General features: G+C 71.9%; 16 protein-coding genes. 7 read left to right on the plus strand and 9 right to left on the minus strand.

Annotated features, from left to right (window positions below; translation table 11 throughout):
• The 5 genes from ITJ69_RS07295 to ITJ69_RS07315 form a co-directional block, all read right to left on the minus strand.
• Positions 1-372, minus strand: coding sequence for a carboxymuconolactone decarboxylase family protein (locus ITJ69_RS07295; RefSeq protein WP_194672443.1), 372 nt, complete (start codon positions 370-372; stop codon positions 1-3).
• A gap of 279 nt (positions 373-651) precedes the next feature.
• Complete coding sequence (locus ITJ69_RS07300; RefSeq protein ID WP_323743051.1) at positions 652-1,929, minus strand: NtaA/DmoA family FMN-dependent monooxygenase; 1,278 nt, start codon at positions 1,927-1,929, stop codon at positions 652-654.
• The gene (locus ITJ69_RS07305; RefSeq protein ID WP_194672444.1) at positions 1,926-2,747 is read right to left on the minus strand and encodes an LLM class flavin-dependent oxidoreductase; all 822 of its coding nucleotides are present in this window, start codon (positions 2,745-2,747) and stop codon (positions 1,926-1,928) included. The genes ITJ69_RS07300 and ITJ69_RS07305 overlap by 4 nt, the downstream gene beginning before the upstream one ends.
• A gap of 164 nt (positions 2,748-2,911) precedes the next feature.
• Complete coding sequence (locus tag ITJ69_RS07310) at positions 2,912-4,132, minus strand: acyl-CoA dehydrogenase family protein (RefSeq protein ID WP_111085635.1); 1,221 nt, start codon at positions 4,130-4,132, stop codon at positions 2,912-2,914.
• Between the two features lie 95 nt (positions 4,133-4,227).
• On the minus strand, positions 4,228-5,712 hold the full coding sequence (locus ITJ69_RS07315) for a reverse transcriptase family protein (RefSeq protein WP_194672445.1): 1,485 nt from the start codon (positions 5,710-5,712) through the stop codon (positions 4,228-4,230).
• Positions 5,713-5,774: 62 nt separating this feature from the next.
• On the opposite strand from ITJ69_RS07315, the gene ITJ69_RS07320 reads away from it, so the two are divergent.
• Positions 5,775-6,335 carry a histidine phosphatase family protein gene (locus tag ITJ69_RS07320; RefSeq protein WP_131878808.1) on the plus strand — a complete coding sequence of 187 codons (561 nt, stop codon included), beginning with the start codon at positions 5,775-5,777 and terminating at the stop codon, positions 6,333-6,335.
• A 201-nt stretch (positions 6,336-6,536) separates the two neighbouring features.
• On the opposite strand, the gene ITJ69_RS07325 is transcribed toward ITJ69_RS07320, so the two are convergent.
• Together ITJ69_RS07325 and ITJ69_RS07330 are read right to left on the minus strand one after the other, a co-directional pair.
• Positions 6,537-7,346: a DUF1684 domain-containing protein gene (locus ITJ69_RS07325; RefSeq protein WP_194672446.1), complete on the minus strand. Its 810-nt coding sequence runs from the start codon at positions 7,344-7,346 to the stop codon at positions 6,537-6,539.
• Positions 7,347-7,439: 93 nt separating this feature from the next.
• Positions 7,440-8,720: an ROK family transcriptional regulator gene (locus ITJ69_RS07330; RefSeq protein ID WP_194672447.1), complete on the minus strand. Its 1,281-nt coding sequence runs from the start codon at positions 8,718-8,720 to the stop codon at positions 7,440-7,442.
• Positions 8,721-8,854: 134 nt separating this feature from the next.
• On the opposite strand from ITJ69_RS07330, the gene ITJ69_RS07335 reads away from it, so the two are divergent.
• Genes ITJ69_RS07335 through ITJ69_RS07355 form a run of 5 tightly spaced genes read left to right on the plus strand, consistent with a single transcriptional unit; the run spans position 8,855 to position 14,305 of the window.
• Positions 8,855-9,853 carry a carbohydrate ABC transporter permease gene (locus ITJ69_RS07335; protein ID WP_111085648.1) on the plus strand — a complete coding sequence of 333 codons (999 nt, stop codon included), beginning with the start codon at positions 8,855-8,857 and terminating at the stop codon, positions 9,851-9,853.
• Between the two features lie 3 nt (positions 9,854-9,856).
• On the plus strand, positions 9,857-10,801 hold the full coding sequence (locus tag ITJ69_RS07340; RefSeq protein WP_111085649.1) for a carbohydrate ABC transporter permease: 945 nt from the start codon (positions 9,857-9,859) through the stop codon (positions 10,799-10,801).
• Entirely contained in the window at positions 10,798-12,189 is a 1,392-nt protein-coding gene (locus tag ITJ69_RS07345) for an ABC transporter substrate-binding protein (RefSeq protein WP_194672448.1), read from the plus strand. The genes ITJ69_RS07340 and ITJ69_RS07345 overlap by 4 nt, the downstream gene beginning before the upstream one ends.
• A gap of 44 nt (positions 12,190-12,233) precedes the next feature.
• Positions 12,234-13,238: a Gfo/Idh/MocA family protein gene (locus ITJ69_RS07350; RefSeq protein WP_194672449.1), complete on the plus strand. Its 1,005-nt coding sequence runs from the start codon at positions 12,234-12,236 to the stop codon at positions 13,236-13,238.
• 44 nt (positions 13,239-13,282) lie between these two features.
• Entirely contained in the window at positions 13,283-14,305 is a 1,023-nt protein-coding gene (locus tag ITJ69_RS07355; protein ID WP_123340474.1) for a Gfo/Idh/MocA family protein, read from the plus strand.
• A 102-nt stretch (positions 14,306-14,407) separates the two neighbouring features.
• Here ITJ69_RS07355 and ITJ69_RS07360 read toward each other — a convergent pair whose 3' ends face one another.
• Positions 14,408-15,415, minus strand: a complete 1,008-nt coding sequence (locus ITJ69_RS07360) for a transporter (RefSeq protein WP_194672450.1) — start codon at positions 15,413-15,415, stop codon at positions 14,408-14,410.
• A 79-nt stretch (positions 15,416-15,494) separates the two neighbouring features.
• On the opposite strand from ITJ69_RS07360, the gene ITJ69_RS07365 reads away from it, so the two are divergent.
• Positions 15,495-16,721: a cobalamin-independent methionine synthase II family protein gene (locus tag ITJ69_RS07365; RefSeq protein ID WP_194672451.1), complete on the plus strand. Its 1,227-nt coding sequence runs from the start codon at positions 15,495-15,497 to the stop codon at positions 16,719-16,721.
• 121 nt (positions 16,722-16,842) lie between these two features.
• On the opposite strand, the gene ITJ69_RS07370 is transcribed toward ITJ69_RS07365, so the two are convergent.
• Positions 16,843-17,805 (minus strand): SDR family NAD(P)-dependent oxidoreductase, encoded by a 963-nt coding sequence (locus ITJ69_RS07370; RefSeq protein WP_194672452.1) that lies wholly within the window; start codon positions 17,803-17,805, stop codon positions 16,843-16,845.
• Positions 17,806-17,879: the final 74 nt, after the last annotated feature.

Here is a 17,879-nt window from a genome sequence, read left to right on the forward strand (position 1 = left end):
CTAGTGGGTGTGGGCGGCGTGGGCGGCGGCGGCCGGTGCCGCGTCGGCGCCGAACTTGAAGCCGAGTCGGCCGTGCGCGAACCCACCGCCGGCGCGGATGGCCGTGGCGACCCAGGCGGCCTCGGCGAGTTCAGCCTCGGTCGCACCGGCCGTCACGGCGCGCTGGCTGTGACCGTCGATGCAGTAGACGCACTGCGTGGTGATGCCGACGGCGAGGGCGATGAGCTCGCGGTACTTGAGCGGGATCGCGCGGCCCTCGGCCTGGAACACCGACTCGTCGAACTGGACGAAGGCCTTGAGGATGTCCGGGGTCTGCTGCTTGTAGACCTTCGTGAAGGTCTTGTCCTGTTCGCGGTCGAGGTAGTCGGTCATGTCGGCGACGCTAGGGCGGTCGGGGCCCCGAGGCGACGGGTGTTGCGGACCGTGACCGGCGGTGTCGCCGTGTGACACGGTGCCGCCGGCCGGCCGTCACACGGCGTCACGCGGGGCGCGGGCGCGCGGTCCGCACCGTGCGGCCTCCGTCGGTCGGTGCGAGGTTGCTCGCTCCGTGAGCGGCTGCAAGCCCCCACGGTGCGACCAACCTCGCACCAGCTGGGCGCACTCGCACCGTGCGGCAGCGCGGCCGCACCGCGGACCTCGCACGGTGCGAGGTCAGAGCCCCCGGGCGCGCGCCGAGAACCGCCCGCGCAACGTCACGTCCTCGTACGACCGGTGGAACACCCCGCGGCGCTGCAGGATCGGCACGAGCTCGTCCACGACGGTCTCGAGGCCCCGCGGGAACTCGTCGATCATCAGGTTGAAGCCGTCGGCGGCACCGCTGCGGTACCAGTCCTCGATGGTGTCGGCGGCCTGTTCGGGCGTGCCGACCACGATCCGGGCGCCGTACCCGCCGAAGCCCCGCAGCACGTCCCGCAACGAGGTGTTGTTGGCGCGCACCCACCGCACGACCGTCTCGTGGTAGCCGAGCGAGGGCCCGTAGGTGACCGGGTCGACCTCGCGGTCGAGGACTGCCGACGGGATCGGCGCGTCCGGGTCGAGCCCCGACAGGTCGGCGTCGAGGTGCGTGCCGAGCGCCCGGAGCGAGTAGCCGTCCGGCGCGAGGGCCTCGAGCTCGTCGAACCGGCGCTGCGCCTCGGCCTCGGTGCTGCCGAGCACGAGCGACAGTCCGGGCACGACGGCGACGTCCGCTGCGCTCCGGCCGTACGTCTCGGCGGCGACCTTGACCGCACGCAGGTGCTCGCGGGCGGGTTCCGGCGTCAGCTCGACGGCGAAGACGCCCTCGGCGACCCGCGCCGCCAGGTCACGACCGTGCGGCGATCCCCCGGCCTGGAACACGACCGGGTGCCCCTGCGCCGACGGTGGGACCCGGAGCACGCCCTCGAGGTCGAGGAACTCGCCGTGGTGGACGACCGGCTCCCCCGTCGCGGCGGACCGCCAGAGCGCCGTCACGAGGTCCACGAACTCCCCTGCGCGGGCGTACCGCTCGGGCCGGTCGGGGTTCGTCGCGACACCGAAGTTGGCGGAGACCGAGCGGTCGTAGGTGGTGACGGCGTTCCAGGCGACGCGCCCGCCGGACACCGTGTCCAGCGACAGCAGCCGCTCGGCGACGTCGAACGGGTCGTTGTACGTCGTCGATGCGGTGCCGACCAACCCGAGGTGGCTCGTCGCGTCGGCGATCGCCCCGAGCGCCACGAACGGCTCGAGCAGCCCGTAGGCGCGGACGTTCGGGTCGCCGAACGCCGGGTGGTCGGCGAAGAAGACCATGTCGAGCAGCCCGCGTTCGGCGGTGCGCCCGAGGTCGCCCCAGAACGCCGCCGTGAGCAGGTCGGTCGGGTCGACGTCCTGGGTGCGCCAGGCCGCCGGACGCTGCCCGAAGCCCTGCAGGTTCACGCCGAGGATCAGGCCGGCGTCGCCGCCAGCGCCCGTCACGCGGTCACCGCCGCGGCGTCCGGCACGGCCAGCCCGAGCAGGGCGCGGAGCGTCGGACGTGTCGGTCGTGTCGGTCGCGTCGGTCGTGGAGGTCGCGTCACGGTCGACCGGGAGGCCCGGTGCGGCTCCGCCCCGTCCGTCGCCCCCGGCAGCGGTGCGAGCGGGTGCGCCGCGCCCCCGAGCACGAGGTCCGCTCCGAGCACGTCGACGTCGTGCCAGACCGCGAGGACGGGTTCGCCCTGCCGGCTCGACGGCGTCGTGAGCGGTCCCCGGACGCGGTAGCCGTCCGGTCCGCCGTCGTGGTCGAGCGGTCGGATCCGGTCGGTGTGCGCGAAGACACCCGACGCGCGGTCACCGACGATGCTGTCGAGCGGCCAGGTGCGCCACAGCCCGCGGAGCACCCGGGCGAACTCGGCAGGGTCGTGCGGTGCGCCGGTGCTCGGGGCTCCGGTGCTCGGTGCGCCGTGGTCCCGGGCGCCGACGACGATGCCCACCCGGCCGTCCAGGACGTGGTCGAGCGAGAGCACCCGACGGGCGACGTTGTACGGGTGCTCGCGGGTCGGTGCCACGGCGACGAGGAACCCGTGCTCCGGCAGGGCACGGCCGAGGGTGAGCGCCGCGGTCGTCGGGTCCAGCCGGTGACCGGTGCTCGTCAGGGGGTCGAGGCGATCGGTGCCGATCGCCACGACGGCGGCTCCGGAACCGACGATGCGGACCGCGAGTCGGGCGATGCCGCCGGGTGTGGCGGCCGCCGCGGCGAGGTCCGCGTCCGGGACGGCGACGACGAGTGGTGCGGGGGCGCTGGGCGCGGTGGTCACGGTGGTCCTCCCGTTCGAGGTGCGCAGAACGGCCCGCCACGGTCACCTCCCCAGCGTCCGTGGCGAGCCGGTGCACCGACCGTAGGTGCTCACCTCGGCACGCTGCACGCAGGTGTCGGCGGGTTGCGCCCCGTGACGGTCCGTTACGGCGAAGCGGCCTGCCGTCAGCGGTCCAGCGGACTCGCACCGTTGACGAGCAGGTCGGCGACGATGCGGCGCTTGTGCACGCGCGGGTTGTGCGACGCCAGGGTGCGGGCGTTCCGCCAGTGCCGGTCGAGACCGAGCGAGCGGAACGTCCCCGAGGACCCGAGCGCGTCGAACACGAGCGTCGTCGCGTCGAGCACGGCGTCCGTGACGATGGTCTGGGCGCGCGCCACCGCGACCCAGCTGCGCTCGAGCGCCGCACGCAGCGCCGGGTCCGTCGACGGGTCCGCACCGGCCGCACGCAGGGCGGTGTGCCGGTCGACAGCCGCGTCCACCGGGCCGAGGCTCGCGGCGAACGCGGCGTCGGCGGCGTGCACCCGGGCATCGACGGTGCCGATCACGCCCAGCAGCTCCGGATCGTGGGTCGGATCCGCCGCGGTGCCGTTGTGGTGTCCGCGCGCCCGGGACCGCAGCGCCTCGACGCCCTCGCGCAGGGCAGCTCGGCCGATGCCGACCAGGATCGCGTGCATCACCGTCTGGTAGTACTGCTCCTGGTACGGGTACCGGGTCGCGTACGGCAGCACCCGCTCGTCGGGCACCGGCACGTCGGTGTAGGTCACGCTCCCGCTGCCGGTGATCCGCTGGCCGAAGCCGTCCCAGTCGTCGCCGATCAGCACACCGGGGTCGGAAGCGTCGACGAGCGCGACGGACTTCGCGCCGGTGTCGTCGACCGCCAGCACCGTGATCCACCGGGCGTACACGCTGCCCGTCGAGTAGAACTTCCGACCGGTCAACCGCCAGGACCCGTCCGGGTCACGGACGATGCGCGTGGTGAGGTCGACCCCGGTCGTGTTCGGCGACTCGCTCCACCCGCCGCCGACGAACTCGCCGTCGCCGAGCCGCGTGACGATCGCACGGTCGAACGCGGTGCCCTCGGCGTGCACGCGGTCCTCGACGAACGAGAAGTGGTTCCGCCACACGTGCGCCAGGCTCGGGTCGACCTCGGCGATCTCGGCGATCGCCCGGAACACGTCGGACAGACGGGCACCGACCCCGCCCCACGCGACCGGCGTCCGCCACCGTGCGAAGCCGGCGTCGACGAGCCAGCCGAGCTGGTCCGTGGCGAGACGCTCCTCACGTTCCCGTTGGCGGGCGTCGAGACCGATCCGCTCGATGACCGGCCGGAGCGGCGCGATCAGCGCGTCGTAGCGGTCGTCGGCCGGAAGCTCACTCGGACACATGGCGGCACGCTACCCAGGTGCGCGCGGCGATCGGCAGGGCGACGCAACGCGGGGCAACCGAGCGCAACCGGACGTCACACGGTGCGCGGACGGCCTCACCACACGATGCGCGCGAACTCCTCGCGGAGCCGTCGGGCCCGGCCCGGGTTGACCTGCTCGACCCACCCGATGCGCCCGAGCAGGTGCGCCCGGAACTCGGGGTGTCCCGCGCGGTTCTGGGAGGCCGGCCCGTGCACCACGGCGTTGTGCAGGACGGCGTGCAGCCGGTCGACCTCGCGGCGCCCGGGCGAGGTCCGCTCGTTGACGACGACGCCCGTGACCGACTGCTGGTCCCCGCGGCGCCGCACCCGGGTCTTCGACGGGTTGAGGCGGTGCCCCTGCTCGGTCACGATCCGGTCGACGCCCCGCAGGAACGCGTCCGGTCGCGCGGCGAGCTGGTCGCCCCCGCTGAACGTCAGGTCGTCGGCGTAGCGGGTGTACACCGCGTCGACGGCGCCGGCCCACCCGGCCAGCCGGGCGTCGAGGTGCCGGAGCGAGGTGTTCGCCAGCGCGGGCGACGTCGGTGCGCCCTGGGGCAGGTGCGCCGTCGCCAGCGCCTGGCGGAGCGCGTGGCGCTCCTCCGGCGAGCCACCGGCGGGCATCGCGCTGAGCACGTGCACCGGCACCCGGTGGGTGCAGAGGCCGGTCAGCACGTGCGCGAGCGGTTCAGCGAACCCAGCGGCCCGGAAGACACCGTAGACCGTCGGGGCGCTGACGCTCGCGAAGAACGACGTGAGGTCGGCGGTGACCACCACCTGCTGGCCGGTGTGCACGGCCGCTCCCGTGACGACGCTCCGCCCGGCCACGAACCCGTGCGCGGCGTCGTGCACGGGCAGCATCGTCAGGAGTTCGTCGAGGATCGTCCGTTGCGTGCGGCGGAGCATGTCCATCGGCTTCTCGAGCAGGCGCGGTGCTCGACCGGGTCGGGTGATCCACTCGTGCCGGTAGTGGTGGAGCGGGCTCGAGGGCCCGGAGCGACGGTTCCACGCGCGGGTGTCGGCGAGCCAGAGCAGCCGGCCGACGGTGAGGTCGAGTTCCCGGGCGAGCTCGGGCAGGGTGTCGACGAGCAACGGGCTCGCGGTCTCCGGACGGGCACGCACCGCGGTGGCTCGGCGCACGAGCACACGGACCGGCCGGCGGTCTTCGCGCGACCGGTGCAGCGCCACGAGCCGGGGTGCGACGGCGAGCACGGCGGCGAGCTGGCGCGGAGCGTCCACCGGTGGCCGGGGGTACGCCTCGAGCGCAGCGGCGACCGCGAGCCCGACGTACGCGCGCTCGACGCCGACGACCACGTACCCGGCGGCCGCCAGCTCGTCCGCCGCCCACCGCTCGGCCGTCAGGAACGCATCGGCCAGCGCCGCGGTGACGACGGAGAGGGGCGTGGGGTTCCCGGAGGACCTGTCGGTGCCTCCGTGCAGCGTCGCGCGAGGAGCGCGCTCGCCTGCTCGGGGCGTGTCGTCCTGCTGGTCCTGCGTGCCCCGGGGTGACCCCGGAGAGGTCGACGCGTCACGCGCGCCGGCCGCCTCCCCCGGGAACTCCACGCGCTCACCCTACGGCTGGCCCCCGACGCGCGCACCACCCCGGTCCGTGCCAGGATCGCCGGATGGTCTCGTACTTCCTGAGCCACGCCGAGGTCGTCGTGGAACCCGCCGAGCCGATCGAGTCGTGGGGGCTCTCCGCCGCGGGACGCGCACGCGCAGCGCGGTCGGGTCCGCTGGCCTGGGATCCGGGCGTCCGGACACTCGTGTCGAGCACGGAGCGCAAGGCCGTCGAGACCGCCGAGCTGCTCGGGGCCGCGGTCGGGCTCGTGCCCGCGCAGGATCCCCTGCTCGGCGAGATCGACCGCAGCGCGACGGGCTACCTGCCGCCGCAGGAGTTCGAGGGTGTCGTCGACCGGTTCTTCGCGGAGCCGACCCGATCGGTCCGCGGATGGGAGCGGGCCGTCGACGCCCAGGCGCGCATCGTCGGAGCGGTCCGGCGGCGCACTGCGGCGGGCGACGCGACCATCGTGTCGCACGGTGCGGTCGGGGCGCTGCTCCTCGCCGACCTGACGGGAGCGCCGGTGTCACGCGCGCTCGACCAACCCGGCATGGGCAGCGTGTTCGCGTTCGATGCGCGGGCGTGGCGGGCGACGAGCACCTGGCAGCGCGTGCCCTCAGGCTGACGCGCACGCCGGCCGGTGCGCGTGCATGTTCCGACGTTCCACTCGTTGATCAACGGGTGGATCGTCGTCTCTTGCGCACGCATCGAGTGCGCGTGCATGTTCCGACGTTCCACGAGTCGATCACCTCGTGGAGTGTCGGACGATGCACGCGCAGCGAACGACATCGAGGACGTCGTACCGCGTCGCACCGCAGCGGCGCGCTCAGGCGGGCAGCCGCTCCCCCGCCTCGACCGCTACGTCGAGCCGGTTCTCGGCCGGCGGCAGCGGGCACGTCGCGTGCGCGGTGTACGCGCACGGCAGGTTCGTGGCGCGGTTGGGGTCGATCCGGGTCGCGCCGGCAGCATCCGGGGCGGCGATGTCCAGGCTCCGGTTCGCGGCGTAGGTCGTGACGCCACTGGTGCGGTCGGTGAACAGGACGTGCAGACCGTCGCCGTGCCCGTTGAACGCGAGGAGCGACCGCGGCCCGTCGAGGTCGAAGGTGAGGACGCCCGGCGCTGCGTACACGTGCTGCAGCCCGTCGACGACCGAACCGACGGTGACCTCGCGCGGTTCCTCGAACGGTTCGAAGTGCGCGTCGACGACGAACCGGTCCGACGGCTCGTACGTCGGGGTGCCGGGGTACTCGGTCCGGGTCGGGTTGCCCGGGTGTCGGGGCCGGATCACGTCGCTGCCGCCACGACGGGCGACCTCGATCACGACGGTCTCGTCGCCGTCCTGCCACAGGACGTTCGTGCTCGAGCGCTCGGGCAGTGGTCCGAAGCGGTGGGTGCCCGTGACCGGCTGCCCGTCGACCGTGATGTTCTCGCCGTCCGCGAGCTCGACGACGGGGCCGTCCTCGCCCGTCGACCAGGTGCCCGGGGCGTCGTCGAACCGCTCGGGCGTGCTCGTCAGCCACCGGATGCTCGTGATGGCGAGGAAGCCGTGCTCGCTCGCCCGGGCTCGTTCGTGGGCGTCGTGCCAGGCCGCCCACTCGGTGGCGGATTCGGGTGCGGTCGGCGTCGTCGTGCTCATGCCCCCGACGCTACGACGCCCGGGCCGCGAACGCGACGTCCCCGTCGCGCGACGTCACGCGCACGGCCGACCCGACGCCCTGGACCCTCCCGCTCACCAGGGGTGGGCGATGCTGCGGACGTGCACCGGGCCTCCCGGTCGACGCCCCGTAGCGACGCCGGCGCCGCGGCCGACGGGGGCAGGCACGGCGAGGTCGGCCTGCAGCACCGCGCAGGCGGCGCCACGGGCCACCGAGGCCTCGCCGAAGGCGGTCGCCGCGACCGTCGGGAACGGCCCGTTCGGCAGCCGGACCGCGAGCCGCTCCCGGACGGCCGCGATGAAGACGTCGCCGCCGGCGAGGGCCGCGCTGCCACCGATCACGACGCGTGGCACGTCGAGCAGCTCGACGACGTGGGCGAGCGCGGATCCGAGCGCTGCACCGGCCTCGGCGACCAGCGGCGCTGCGGCCGGCGTCGCGCAGAGCCGCTCGAACGCGTGCCGGACGTCGCTCGCGCGGTCGAGCGGGATGCCCGGGGGGAGCAGCCCGGCATCGATCCCGCGCCGGACCTGCTGCAGGGGCTGGCAGGCTTCCCAGACCTCGGTCCAGCGCCCGTGGGCTTCGACGGGCATGCCACCGAACTCGCCGGCGTTGCCGGTCGCGCCGCGGACCACCTCGCCCGCGGCGACCGTCGCGGCGCTGATGCCGTGGCCGAGGAACACGGAGACCAGGTCGTCGGCACCGGCAGCGGACCAGACCTCGCCGAGGGCGCTCGCGACGCCGTCCTTCTCGAGCCGCACGGGCAGACCCGTCCGGGCGGCGAGCTCGTCGGTGACCGGCAGCGACCACCAGGCGGGCAACTGCGCGGGGGTGCCCATCCGGACGCCGTCGGGGTCGATCGAGCCGGGGACGGCGAGGCCGATGCCGGCAGGGGCGGGCACGCCCGTGCGCGAGCGGGCCCGACTGCCGTCGCCGCGGACCCGGTGCACCGCCGCCGCCATCGTGTCGAGCGTCCGCGCCGGGTCGTCCGTCGCGTCCAGGTCGACGTGCTCGACGGCCAGCACGGCGCCGGTCAGGTCGGTGCGAACGACGACGAGGTGCGCCGGGTCGAGGTGGACCCCGATCGCCGACCGCGACCCAGCGACGACCTCGAGTCGTCGTCCGCCGCCCGGTGCTTCGCGCACGAGTCCCGCTGCCACGAGTCCCGCCGCGATGTTCGACACCGTCTGCGCGCTGAGCCCGGTCGCACGCATCAGCTCGGCGCGGGCGAACGGTCCCCGGCGACGGACGAGATCGAGCACCAGCGCACGGTTCTGGACCCCGACGCGCACGAGGTTCGTGCCGCCCGTTCTGCCCTGCACCACGGTGTCAGGAAGGGGTTGACGCGGCTCGGACATGGTCCCTAGCATCTCTGGTCATACGAATTTGTCAATCAATTGGATTGAAACCGCGACGGTGCGATCGGTTCGCCCGTCCGACGACGGATTCGCCCGTGCCACACCGGCGTGGCACGGGGTCGGAAGGGACGCTCGTGACGACGACCGCACGATCCGGAACCACTGCACCACCACGGACGCGCACGGGCGGTGACGTCGCGGTCCGTCGACGACCACGCGAGAAGCATCCGTGGACCCCGGCCGAGAAGCGCCGGCTGCGCGTCGGCATCGCGTTCATCTCGCCGTGGATCCTCGGCGTGCTGGTGTTCATCGCCTACCCCCTGATCTACTCGTTCGCGATCAGCCTGACCCGGTACTCGGGCATGGCCGACATCACCTGGGTCGGGTTCGCCAACTACGTCGCCGCGTTCATCGACCCGCTCGTGCACACCGCGGTCGGCAACACCCTGTTCTACGCCGTCATCGCGGTGCCCGTCGGGATCGTCATCGCCATCGTGATCGCCATCGCGATGAACCAGGACGTCCGCGAGATCGGCTGGTACCGGACGGCGCTCTACATCCCGTCGCTCATCCCGACCTTCGCGCTGGCGTTCATCTTCGTGGTGCTCGTCAACCCGCAGACCGGCCTCGTCAACCAGGTCATGAAGCTCGTCGGCATCCCGGCGACGAACCTGCTCGGCGACCCGACCACGGCGAAGCTCGTCATCGTCGCACTCGCGCAGATGGGTGCCGGCAACGCGGCACTGATCTTCCTCGCCGGGCTGCGCGGGATCCCGAAGACCCTGTACGAAGCCGCCCGCGTGGACGGGGCTGGACCGCTCCGGCAGTTCTTCGCGCTGACGCTGCCGCTGCTCTCCCCCGTGATCCTGTTCAACCTGATCACCGGCATCAGCAACGGCCTGCAGGTCTTCACCGAGGCGTACGTGATCTCGTCCGGCACCGGAGGACTCGGCAGCCCGGACAACGGGACCTTGTTCTACATGCTCTACCTCTACAAGAACGCGTTCAGCTACGCGCAGCTCGGGTTCGCCAGCGCCATGGCCGTGCTGCTGTTCCTGGCCGGCATGATCCTGTCCGGGCTCGTGTACTGGCTGTCCAAGCGCTTCGTCAACTACGACGTGACCGGGGAGTGACCGATGACACTGCGCACTGAACGACACCCGGACCGCGACACCGTCACCTCGTCGATCGAGTCCGTCCGGCCCCGCGGTCGCAAAGGGGCCGACGACCGCTCCCGGAACGCCGACGGCTCGATCCGCTCGCCGTGGTCGTCCGTCCTCGCCCGCGTGCTCCTCATCGCGATGAGCCTGCTGTTCCTCATCCCCATCTACTGGATGGTCATCTCGGCGCTGAAGGGCAACTCCGAACTCGGTGCCTTCCCGCCCACCTGGTTCCCGCAGTGGCTCGACTGGTCGAACTTCGGCAAGGCGATCGACGCGATGCCGTTCTTCACGTTCTTCCGGAACACGCTCATCATCACGGTCTGCGTGACGCTCTTCTCGATGGTGTCGAACCTCGTGATCGCGTACGGGTTCTCGTGCCTCGAGTGGCGCGGCCGCGACAAGGTGTTCTACGTCGTGCTCGCCACGCTGTTCATCCCGTTCCCCGTCACGCTCATCCCGATGTTCGACCTGTACGCCCGACTCGGCTGGATCAACACCTTCCTGCCCCTGATCGTGCCGAGTCTGTTCGGGTCCGCGTTCTACGTGTTCCTGCTCCGGCAGTTCCTGCTGCAGATCCCGAAGGACCTGCTCAACGCAGCGCGGATGGACGGCGCCTCCGAGTGGGGCATCCTCTGGCGGATCGTCTTCCCGCAGGCCAAGGCGGCGCTCGTCACGGTCGGGATCTTCGCGGCGGTGGGTGCCTGGAACGACTTCCTCGGGCCGCTCATCTACCTGCAGGACGAGAACGTGCAGACGCTGTCCATCGGCCTGCAGATCTTCCGTCTCAACAACTCGCAGGACTTCCAGTTCAACCAGCTGATGGCGGCATCGGTGCTCATCATCCTGCCGCTCGTGGTCCTGTTCTTCGTGTTCCAGCGGACGTTCATCAAGGGCGTCCAGATCGGGAGCTTCAAGTGAGCAGCGCATTCGACCGACGAACGTTCCTGCGCGGTGCGGCCGCGACCGGCGGTGCGGGGGCGCTCGCGCTCCTCGCAGCATCGTGCGCCTCCGGCTCGAGCGGCCGGAGCAACCCGAACCAGGTCACGATCTGGGGTGTCACCGGCACGTTCGTGCCGTTCCAGACGAAGGTGATCAAGGACTTCAACGAGATCCACCCCGAGGTCGACGTCAAGGTCAACGTCGTGCCGTCGCAGGGCACCGGCGACGCCACGAGCATCATCACCGCCGTGCGCGGCGGCACCGCCCCCGACCTGTGGCTCCTCGACCGGTTCAGCGCGGCGCAGTACGCGGCGATCGGACTCATCGAACCGATCGACGACATGCTCGAGGAGTTCGAGGACCAGCCGAAGGACGAGTTCCTGGCGCAGTGGCTCGGGTTCACGATCGGCGAGGTCACGTACCAGGGCAAGACCTACGGCCTCCCCCACGACACCGACGCCCGCGGCATGTTCGTGAACCGGAAGATGCTCACCGGCGCCGGGATCGACCCCGACGAGTTCGACTGGGAGCACAACGGCCCGGTGAGCATGGACCGGATGTGGGACGTCAGCGAACGCATCACGAAGAAGTCCGGTGGCAACTACACCCACATGGGACTGCTCCCCTGGTACGGCGAAGGTTGGCCGTTCACGTGGGGGCTCGGCCTCGGTGCGTCGTACTTCGACCAGCAGGACTCGAAGATGACGATGGACTCGAAGAGCGTCCGCAGCATCTTCGAGTTCTACGAGGACTGGGCGAAGCGGTACGGGTACAAGGACGCCGACACCTTCATCGCGACCTACGAGCCGACCGGGCACCCGCCGGGACAGACCGCGTTCATGGCGGACCGGATGGCGTTCATGGTCAGCGTCCCCTCCACCATCCAGACGTTCGACAACTACGGCCCGAAGGACCTCGACTGGGGCACCGCGTACCTGCCGACCCAGCAGGACGGCGGCGACAAGTACACGTGGTCCGGTGGCTTCGCGCTGTGCGTCCCGAAGGGCTCGAAGAAGAACAAGGCCGTGTGGGAGCTCATGAAGTACTTCACGAGCAAGCAGGGCCAGGAGACCTACATGGTGCCGGCCACGAGCGTGCCGTCGAACATCGCGGCGCTGAAGGACCCGAAGGGCTCCGCGAAGTCGATCCGCTTCTTCACCGAGTCGATCGGCGCGTCCACCTGCCGCCCGCCGCTGCCCGTCGGCGGCGCGTGGTGGGACTCCCTCGCCGACGCGCGCTCGAGCGTGCTGCTCGGTACCGCGAGTCCGCAGGAAGCCGTCGAGCGGGCGCAGAACCGCGTCGACCCGATGATGCAGACCTACTCGCCGTTCAAGTTGCCGAAGGACTACGACAAGGTCCGGATCTGAGCGGGAACGCTCTGGTCGTCCCCCACGAAAGGAACCACCGACACATGCCCTCCACCCCCTTGCGCGTCGCCGTCCTCGGCTTCTGGCACGTCCACGCCGGCGACTACGCACAGCAGACCGTCGACCACCCCGGCACCGAGCTCGTGGCCGTCTGGGACGACGACACCGAGCGCGGCCGAGCCGGCGCCGAACGGTTCGGCGTCGAGTACACCGACGACCTCGATGCGTTGCTCGCCCGCACCGACGTCGACGCCGTCACGATCACGACCTCGACCGAGGTCCACCGCGACGTGATCGAGCGCGCGGCAGCGGCCGGCAAGCACGTCTTCACCGAGAAGCTCCTCGCCCCCACCGTCGAGGAGTGCGACGCGGTCATCGCCGCCTGCGACGCGGCCGGGGTCACGCTCGTGGTCTCGCTCCCGCGGCTCTACCACGGCTACACGGCCGCGATCCGGCGCGAGCTCGACGCGGGCCGCCTCGGCGACGTCACGTACTCCCGCGTCCGGCTCTCGCACGACGGTGCCGTCGCACCGTGGCTGCCGGAGCGCTTCTTCGACCCGGCGACGGCGATCGGCGGCGCCCTCACCGACCTCGGCTGCCACCCCGTCTACCTGACGCAGCTGTTCCTCGGTGCCCGCCCCGACACCGTCGAGGCCGTCTACCGCTCCTACACCGGCCGCGCGGTCGAGGACCACGCCGTGGTCACCGTCGGCTACGCCTCGCAGGCGATCGGCGTCATCGAGGCCGGCTTCGTCGCGGGCACACCGTTCACGATCGACGTGGCCGGCACCCGGGGCTGGCTCGCGTACTCCGACCAGGAGGCCCGACTCACCGCCGGCGGACCGGCCTACGGCGACGAGCCGGTCACCCTCGACGTCCCCGCCGACGCCCAGGACGCCTTCGGTCAGTGGGTGGACCACATCGCCGCCGACACGCGTGCCGACGACAACCTCGCCCGCGCCGTCGAGCTCACCCGCCTGGTGGTCGCCGCGAACGACGCAGCGGGTCAGCCCGCGACCAGCGACGCCCTCGTCGGCGCACCCGCCTGACCGTCCCAGCAGTCCAGCACCTCGAACCAACCACAGGAGTCACCATGTCCAGCGACATCATCCGCGTCGGCCTCATCGGCGGGGGCGGCATCGCGTCCGCGCACATCGCCGGGTACGCCGAGCACCCCGACACGATCCGCATCGCCGCGGTCGCCGACGCGTTCGCGGCCACGGCCGAGGAACGCGGGGCGGAGCTCGGCGTCCCGTTCTTCACCGACTACCTCGCCATGCTCGAGCAGGCGGACATCGACGCCGTCGACATCTGCCTGCCGCACCACCTGCACCGCGACGCGATCGTCGCGGCGGCCAAGGCGGGCAAGCACGTGCTGTGCGAGAAGCCGCTGTGCCTGAGCCCCGACGAGGCCGCCGACGTGCAGCGCGCGGTGTCCGAGTCCGGCATCACCCTGATGTGCGCGCACAACCAGCTGTTCATGCCCGCGGTCGCCAAGGCCAAGGAACTCATCGACGGCGGGGCGCTCGGCACCGTCTACGAGGTCCGCACCACCGACTCGTTCCGCAATGAGTTCGACCCGTCGAACATGGGGTGGCGTGCCCACGCGTCGACGAGCGGCGGCGGTGAGCTCATCGACACCGGCTACCACCCGAGCTACCTGCTCATGCACCTGGCCGGTGGCGTCCCCGTGCAGGCCACCGCGATGCTCTCCACGCACCGGTTGGCGTTCATGGAGGGCGAGGACTCGGCGCAGGCCCTGTTCCGCTTCGACAACGGCGCCGTGGGCCAGCTCGTGACGAGCTGGGCGTACGACCCGGCCGCCGGCACCGAGCGGTTCAGTGTCGTCGGCGAACACGGCGCCCTGACGAGCGACGGCACGACGCTGCGGTGGGACCTGCGGGACGGCACGAGCGAGTCGGTCACCTTCGACGAGGTCGACACCTTCGCGGCCGAGATCGGCGCGTTCGGGGCGTGCCTGCGCGACGGCACGCGGCCGATCCACACGGAGCGCGAGGGCATCGCGGTGCTCGGCATGATCCTGGCGGCGTACGAGGGCGCCCGGACGGGGACGATCGCCCCGGTGCTGACGGCGGACGAGACCGTCAGCGCCTGACCCGCGCGCGGTCGCGTCGCACTGCACACCCGTTCTGCGACGAACCACGAGTCGTTCGACGCGTGGTTCGTCGCAGAACGGGTGCTGACGCACCGCGCCGCGTCAGTGCGTCGCGGGTGCCGCGTCCTCGTCGTCGGCGGCGTGCAGCTCCGACTCGGCCTGCCCGAGCAGGTGCCGCGCGGCCAGGCTCAGCGACCGCACCCCGACCACGACGACGAGCAGGGTGAGCAGCACGAGCAGCACGGTCGTGGGCACCCACGCCACCGGAAGGTCGAGCACCCGGAACCACTCGATCGCCGCCGTCGCGACCGCCGCAGCCGGGAACACGAACGACCAGAACCCGAGCGAGAACCCGAGCCGGACGTACCGGGGCAGCAGGGCGAGCTGCACGAGGAGCATGAGGACCCCGAGGCCCGCGATGGCCTGCACGGGCAGGGTTCGGGCGTCGTCCGTGAGCGCGAACAGGGACACCGTCGCCACCGCGGGCGGAGCCACGAGGATCGCCATCGTGGGGACGAGCGGGTCGGGCAGTGCAGGGCGGAACGACAGCCGGATGAGGAGCAGCCCGGTCATCACGCCCCAGAAGAACACGCCGACGCCGAAGCACGCCCAGGACAGCCAGCCCACACCGACCTCGTGCGTGGCGACGGCGGCGACGAGGGCCGCGGCGACCGTCGGCAGCAGGTAGCCGCCGTGCACGGCCTCCAGGGTCAGGCGCCCCTCGAACCACGTGCTCAGCAACCACGCCGCGAACCCGGCAGCGACCGACACCGCGAGCACCACGAGGACCTGCCCCCCGAGCTCCCAGAACCGCGCGAGGTCGACGCCGAGGAGCATCGCCGTCGCGGGGACCAGGGCGGCGATCGGGCCCTGCGCCGGGTGGCGGAGCTGGTCGACCAGGCGTTCGTCGACCCGGACGCCCCGCAGGACATGCGCGCCGAGCAGCCACGACCACGCCACCGCCGCGACCACCCAGAACACCTGCGGGACGACGGCCGGCACTCCGAGGACGGGTGCCGCGTACGACCACGTCTCCGCGAACCCGGCCAGGCCGAACGGTGCGGCGAGGGTGTTGAGCGGGATGCGGGAGGTCGGGCGTGCGCTGGGCATAGGGGTCCCATTGTCCCCGGCTCGCGTCGTGCCACGTAACGGAGCCCGGCTCGGAGGCGCCCCGTGGCACATTGGGCCGATGCCCTTCGAAAACAGCGACCACGTCCAGGCCACCACCGCCGGGTCGCTCCCGCGCACCCCGGAGCTCATCGCCGCGAACGCCGCCCGCCCCGTGGGCGCCGACGGCTTCACGCTCGAGACCACCGACGAGGTCCGTGCGATGACGAGCGCGGCCGTCGACGACGTCGTCGCCCGCCAGACGGCCCTCGGCATCACGCAGCCGGGTGACGGCGAGTTCGGCAAGGCGATGTCGAACAGCGTCGACTACGGCGCGTGGTGGGGCTACTCGTTCCAGCGCGTCAGCGGACTCTCGCTCACGGACGCCGACATCTTCACGCAGGAGCCGGTCCGCTCGAGCCCGGGCAACGTGCAGCTGACCAGCTTCCCGGACCGTCGCGACTGGACGATCTTCCGCGAGGCCTACACCGACCCGGCGTCGGGCATCGGTACCGGCAAGAACGCCACCGCCTTCCCCACCACGACCGGCCCGATCGCCTACACCGGGCACGAGGCCGCACGCACCGACGCCGCCAACCTCAAGCACGCCGTCGAAGCGGCCGGTGCCGAGAACGGCTTCATCACGGCGCTCTCCCCCGGCTCCGCGGCCCGGGTCGCGAACGAGTACTACGCCACCGACGAAGAGCACATCTGGGCCTGGGCCGACGCGCTGCGCGAGGAGTACCGGATCATCCTCGACGCGGGCCTCGTGCTGCAGATCGACGACCCCTCGATCGCCGAGAACTGGGACCAGATCAACCCGGAGCCGAGCCTCGAGGACTACCGCGCCTTCACTCGCATCCGCGTCGAGGCGCTCAACCACGCGCTCGAGGGGCTCGACACCAGCCGCGTCCGCTTCCACCTGTGCTGGGGCTCGTGGCACGGTCCGCACACCACCGACATCGAGCTCCGCCACATCGTCGACCTGATGCTCGACATCGATGCCGGCGCGTACTCGTTCGAGGCCGCGAACGCCCGCCACGAACACGAGTGGACCGTGTGGCAGGACGTCACGCTGCCCGACGGCAAGGTGATCGTCCCCGGCGTCGTCGGCCACGCCACGAACGTCGTCGAGCACCCCGACCTGGTCGCGCAGCGCATCGAGCGGTTCGCCTCGGTCGTCGGGCGCGAGCGCGTCATCGCCGGCACCGACTGCGGCCTGGGCGGCCGCATCCACCCGCAGATCGCCGCGGCGAAGCTCCAGTCGCTCGGCGAGGGGGCACGCCGCGCGAGCGCGAAGCTCTTCTGAGCCGCACGTTCCTTCCCAGAACGGCTGCGGTAGCAAGCGAGAACGGGCGTACCTGCCACGAAGATCACGGCAGGTACGCCCGGTTCGTGGAGGTACGCCCGGTTTCGGCAGGCCTCAGGTGCTACCGCCGTGCGCGGCCGAGGACGATCGCGCCGACCGCGGCAGCGCCACCGAGCCACACGAGCGGGCGCGTGACACGCCGTCGCTTCGCGACCCAGCCGCCGTTCGTGGCGTTGCCGGCGTCCGCCGGGGCGTAGAGGTTGCCGTCGGTGGGGTCGCCCTTCCCGCGCAGCGCGAAGGTCTCGACCATCGGCTTCGTGATCTTGTGGAACAGCCCCGGGAACACGTACTGCAGCGGGACGAGCGACGCCTGGATGCGGCCGACGTAGCGGTACCGCTTCGGGTGCGTGGCGGCGGTCACGACGGCACGACCCGCGCGCTCGACCGAGACCGTCGGCGGCAGCGGGTGCGAGTTCTTGTCGGTGTAGTTGGCGCCGTTCTGGTAGATCGGGGTGTCGATCGTCGACGGCAGCAGCGTGGTGAAGCGGATGCCGGTGTGCGCGAACTCGTCACCGAGGACGTCGACCAGGCCGAGCGCCGCGTGCTTGCTCGTCACGTAGGCCGACTGGTAGGGCGCGGACAGCAGCGACTGGATCGAGCCGACGAGCACGTACGTGCCCGTGCCGCGCTGCTTCCAGTGCGGGAGCAGGTGCGTGATCGCGTTGAGGTGGCCGTAGAGGTTCGTGTCCACGACCCGCTTGAACGCCTCGGTGGGGGTCTGCTCGAACAGGCCGTAGACGAACAGGGCGGCGTTGCCGACGAAGACGTCGATCCGCCCGTGCCGACTCGTCACCGTGCCGATGAGGTCCTCGACCTGGTGCTCGTCGGCGACGTCCGTCGGGATCGCGACCGCGTCGGCCCCGAGTGCACGGCACTCGGCGGCGGCGGCCTCGAGGGAGTCGTGGCCGCGTGCGGCGAGCACGAGCGTGGCACCCTGTCGGGCGAACTCGTGCGCCGCGGCCCTCCCGATGCCGCTCGATGCTCCGGTGACGACGACGATCTTCCCGCGGTACCGATGTCCCATGCGTCCTTGGTACGCGCTGCTGGTCCGTTCCCGCACAGACGGGCCGTACCCCTCGCCCCGGTGCGAGGATGGAG

The organism is Curtobacterium sp. VKM Ac-2887 (assembly GCF_015350935.1).
In the GTDB taxonomy this organism is placed as follows: Bacteria; Actinomycetota; Actinomycetes; order Actinomycetales; family Microbacteriaceae; genus Curtobacterium.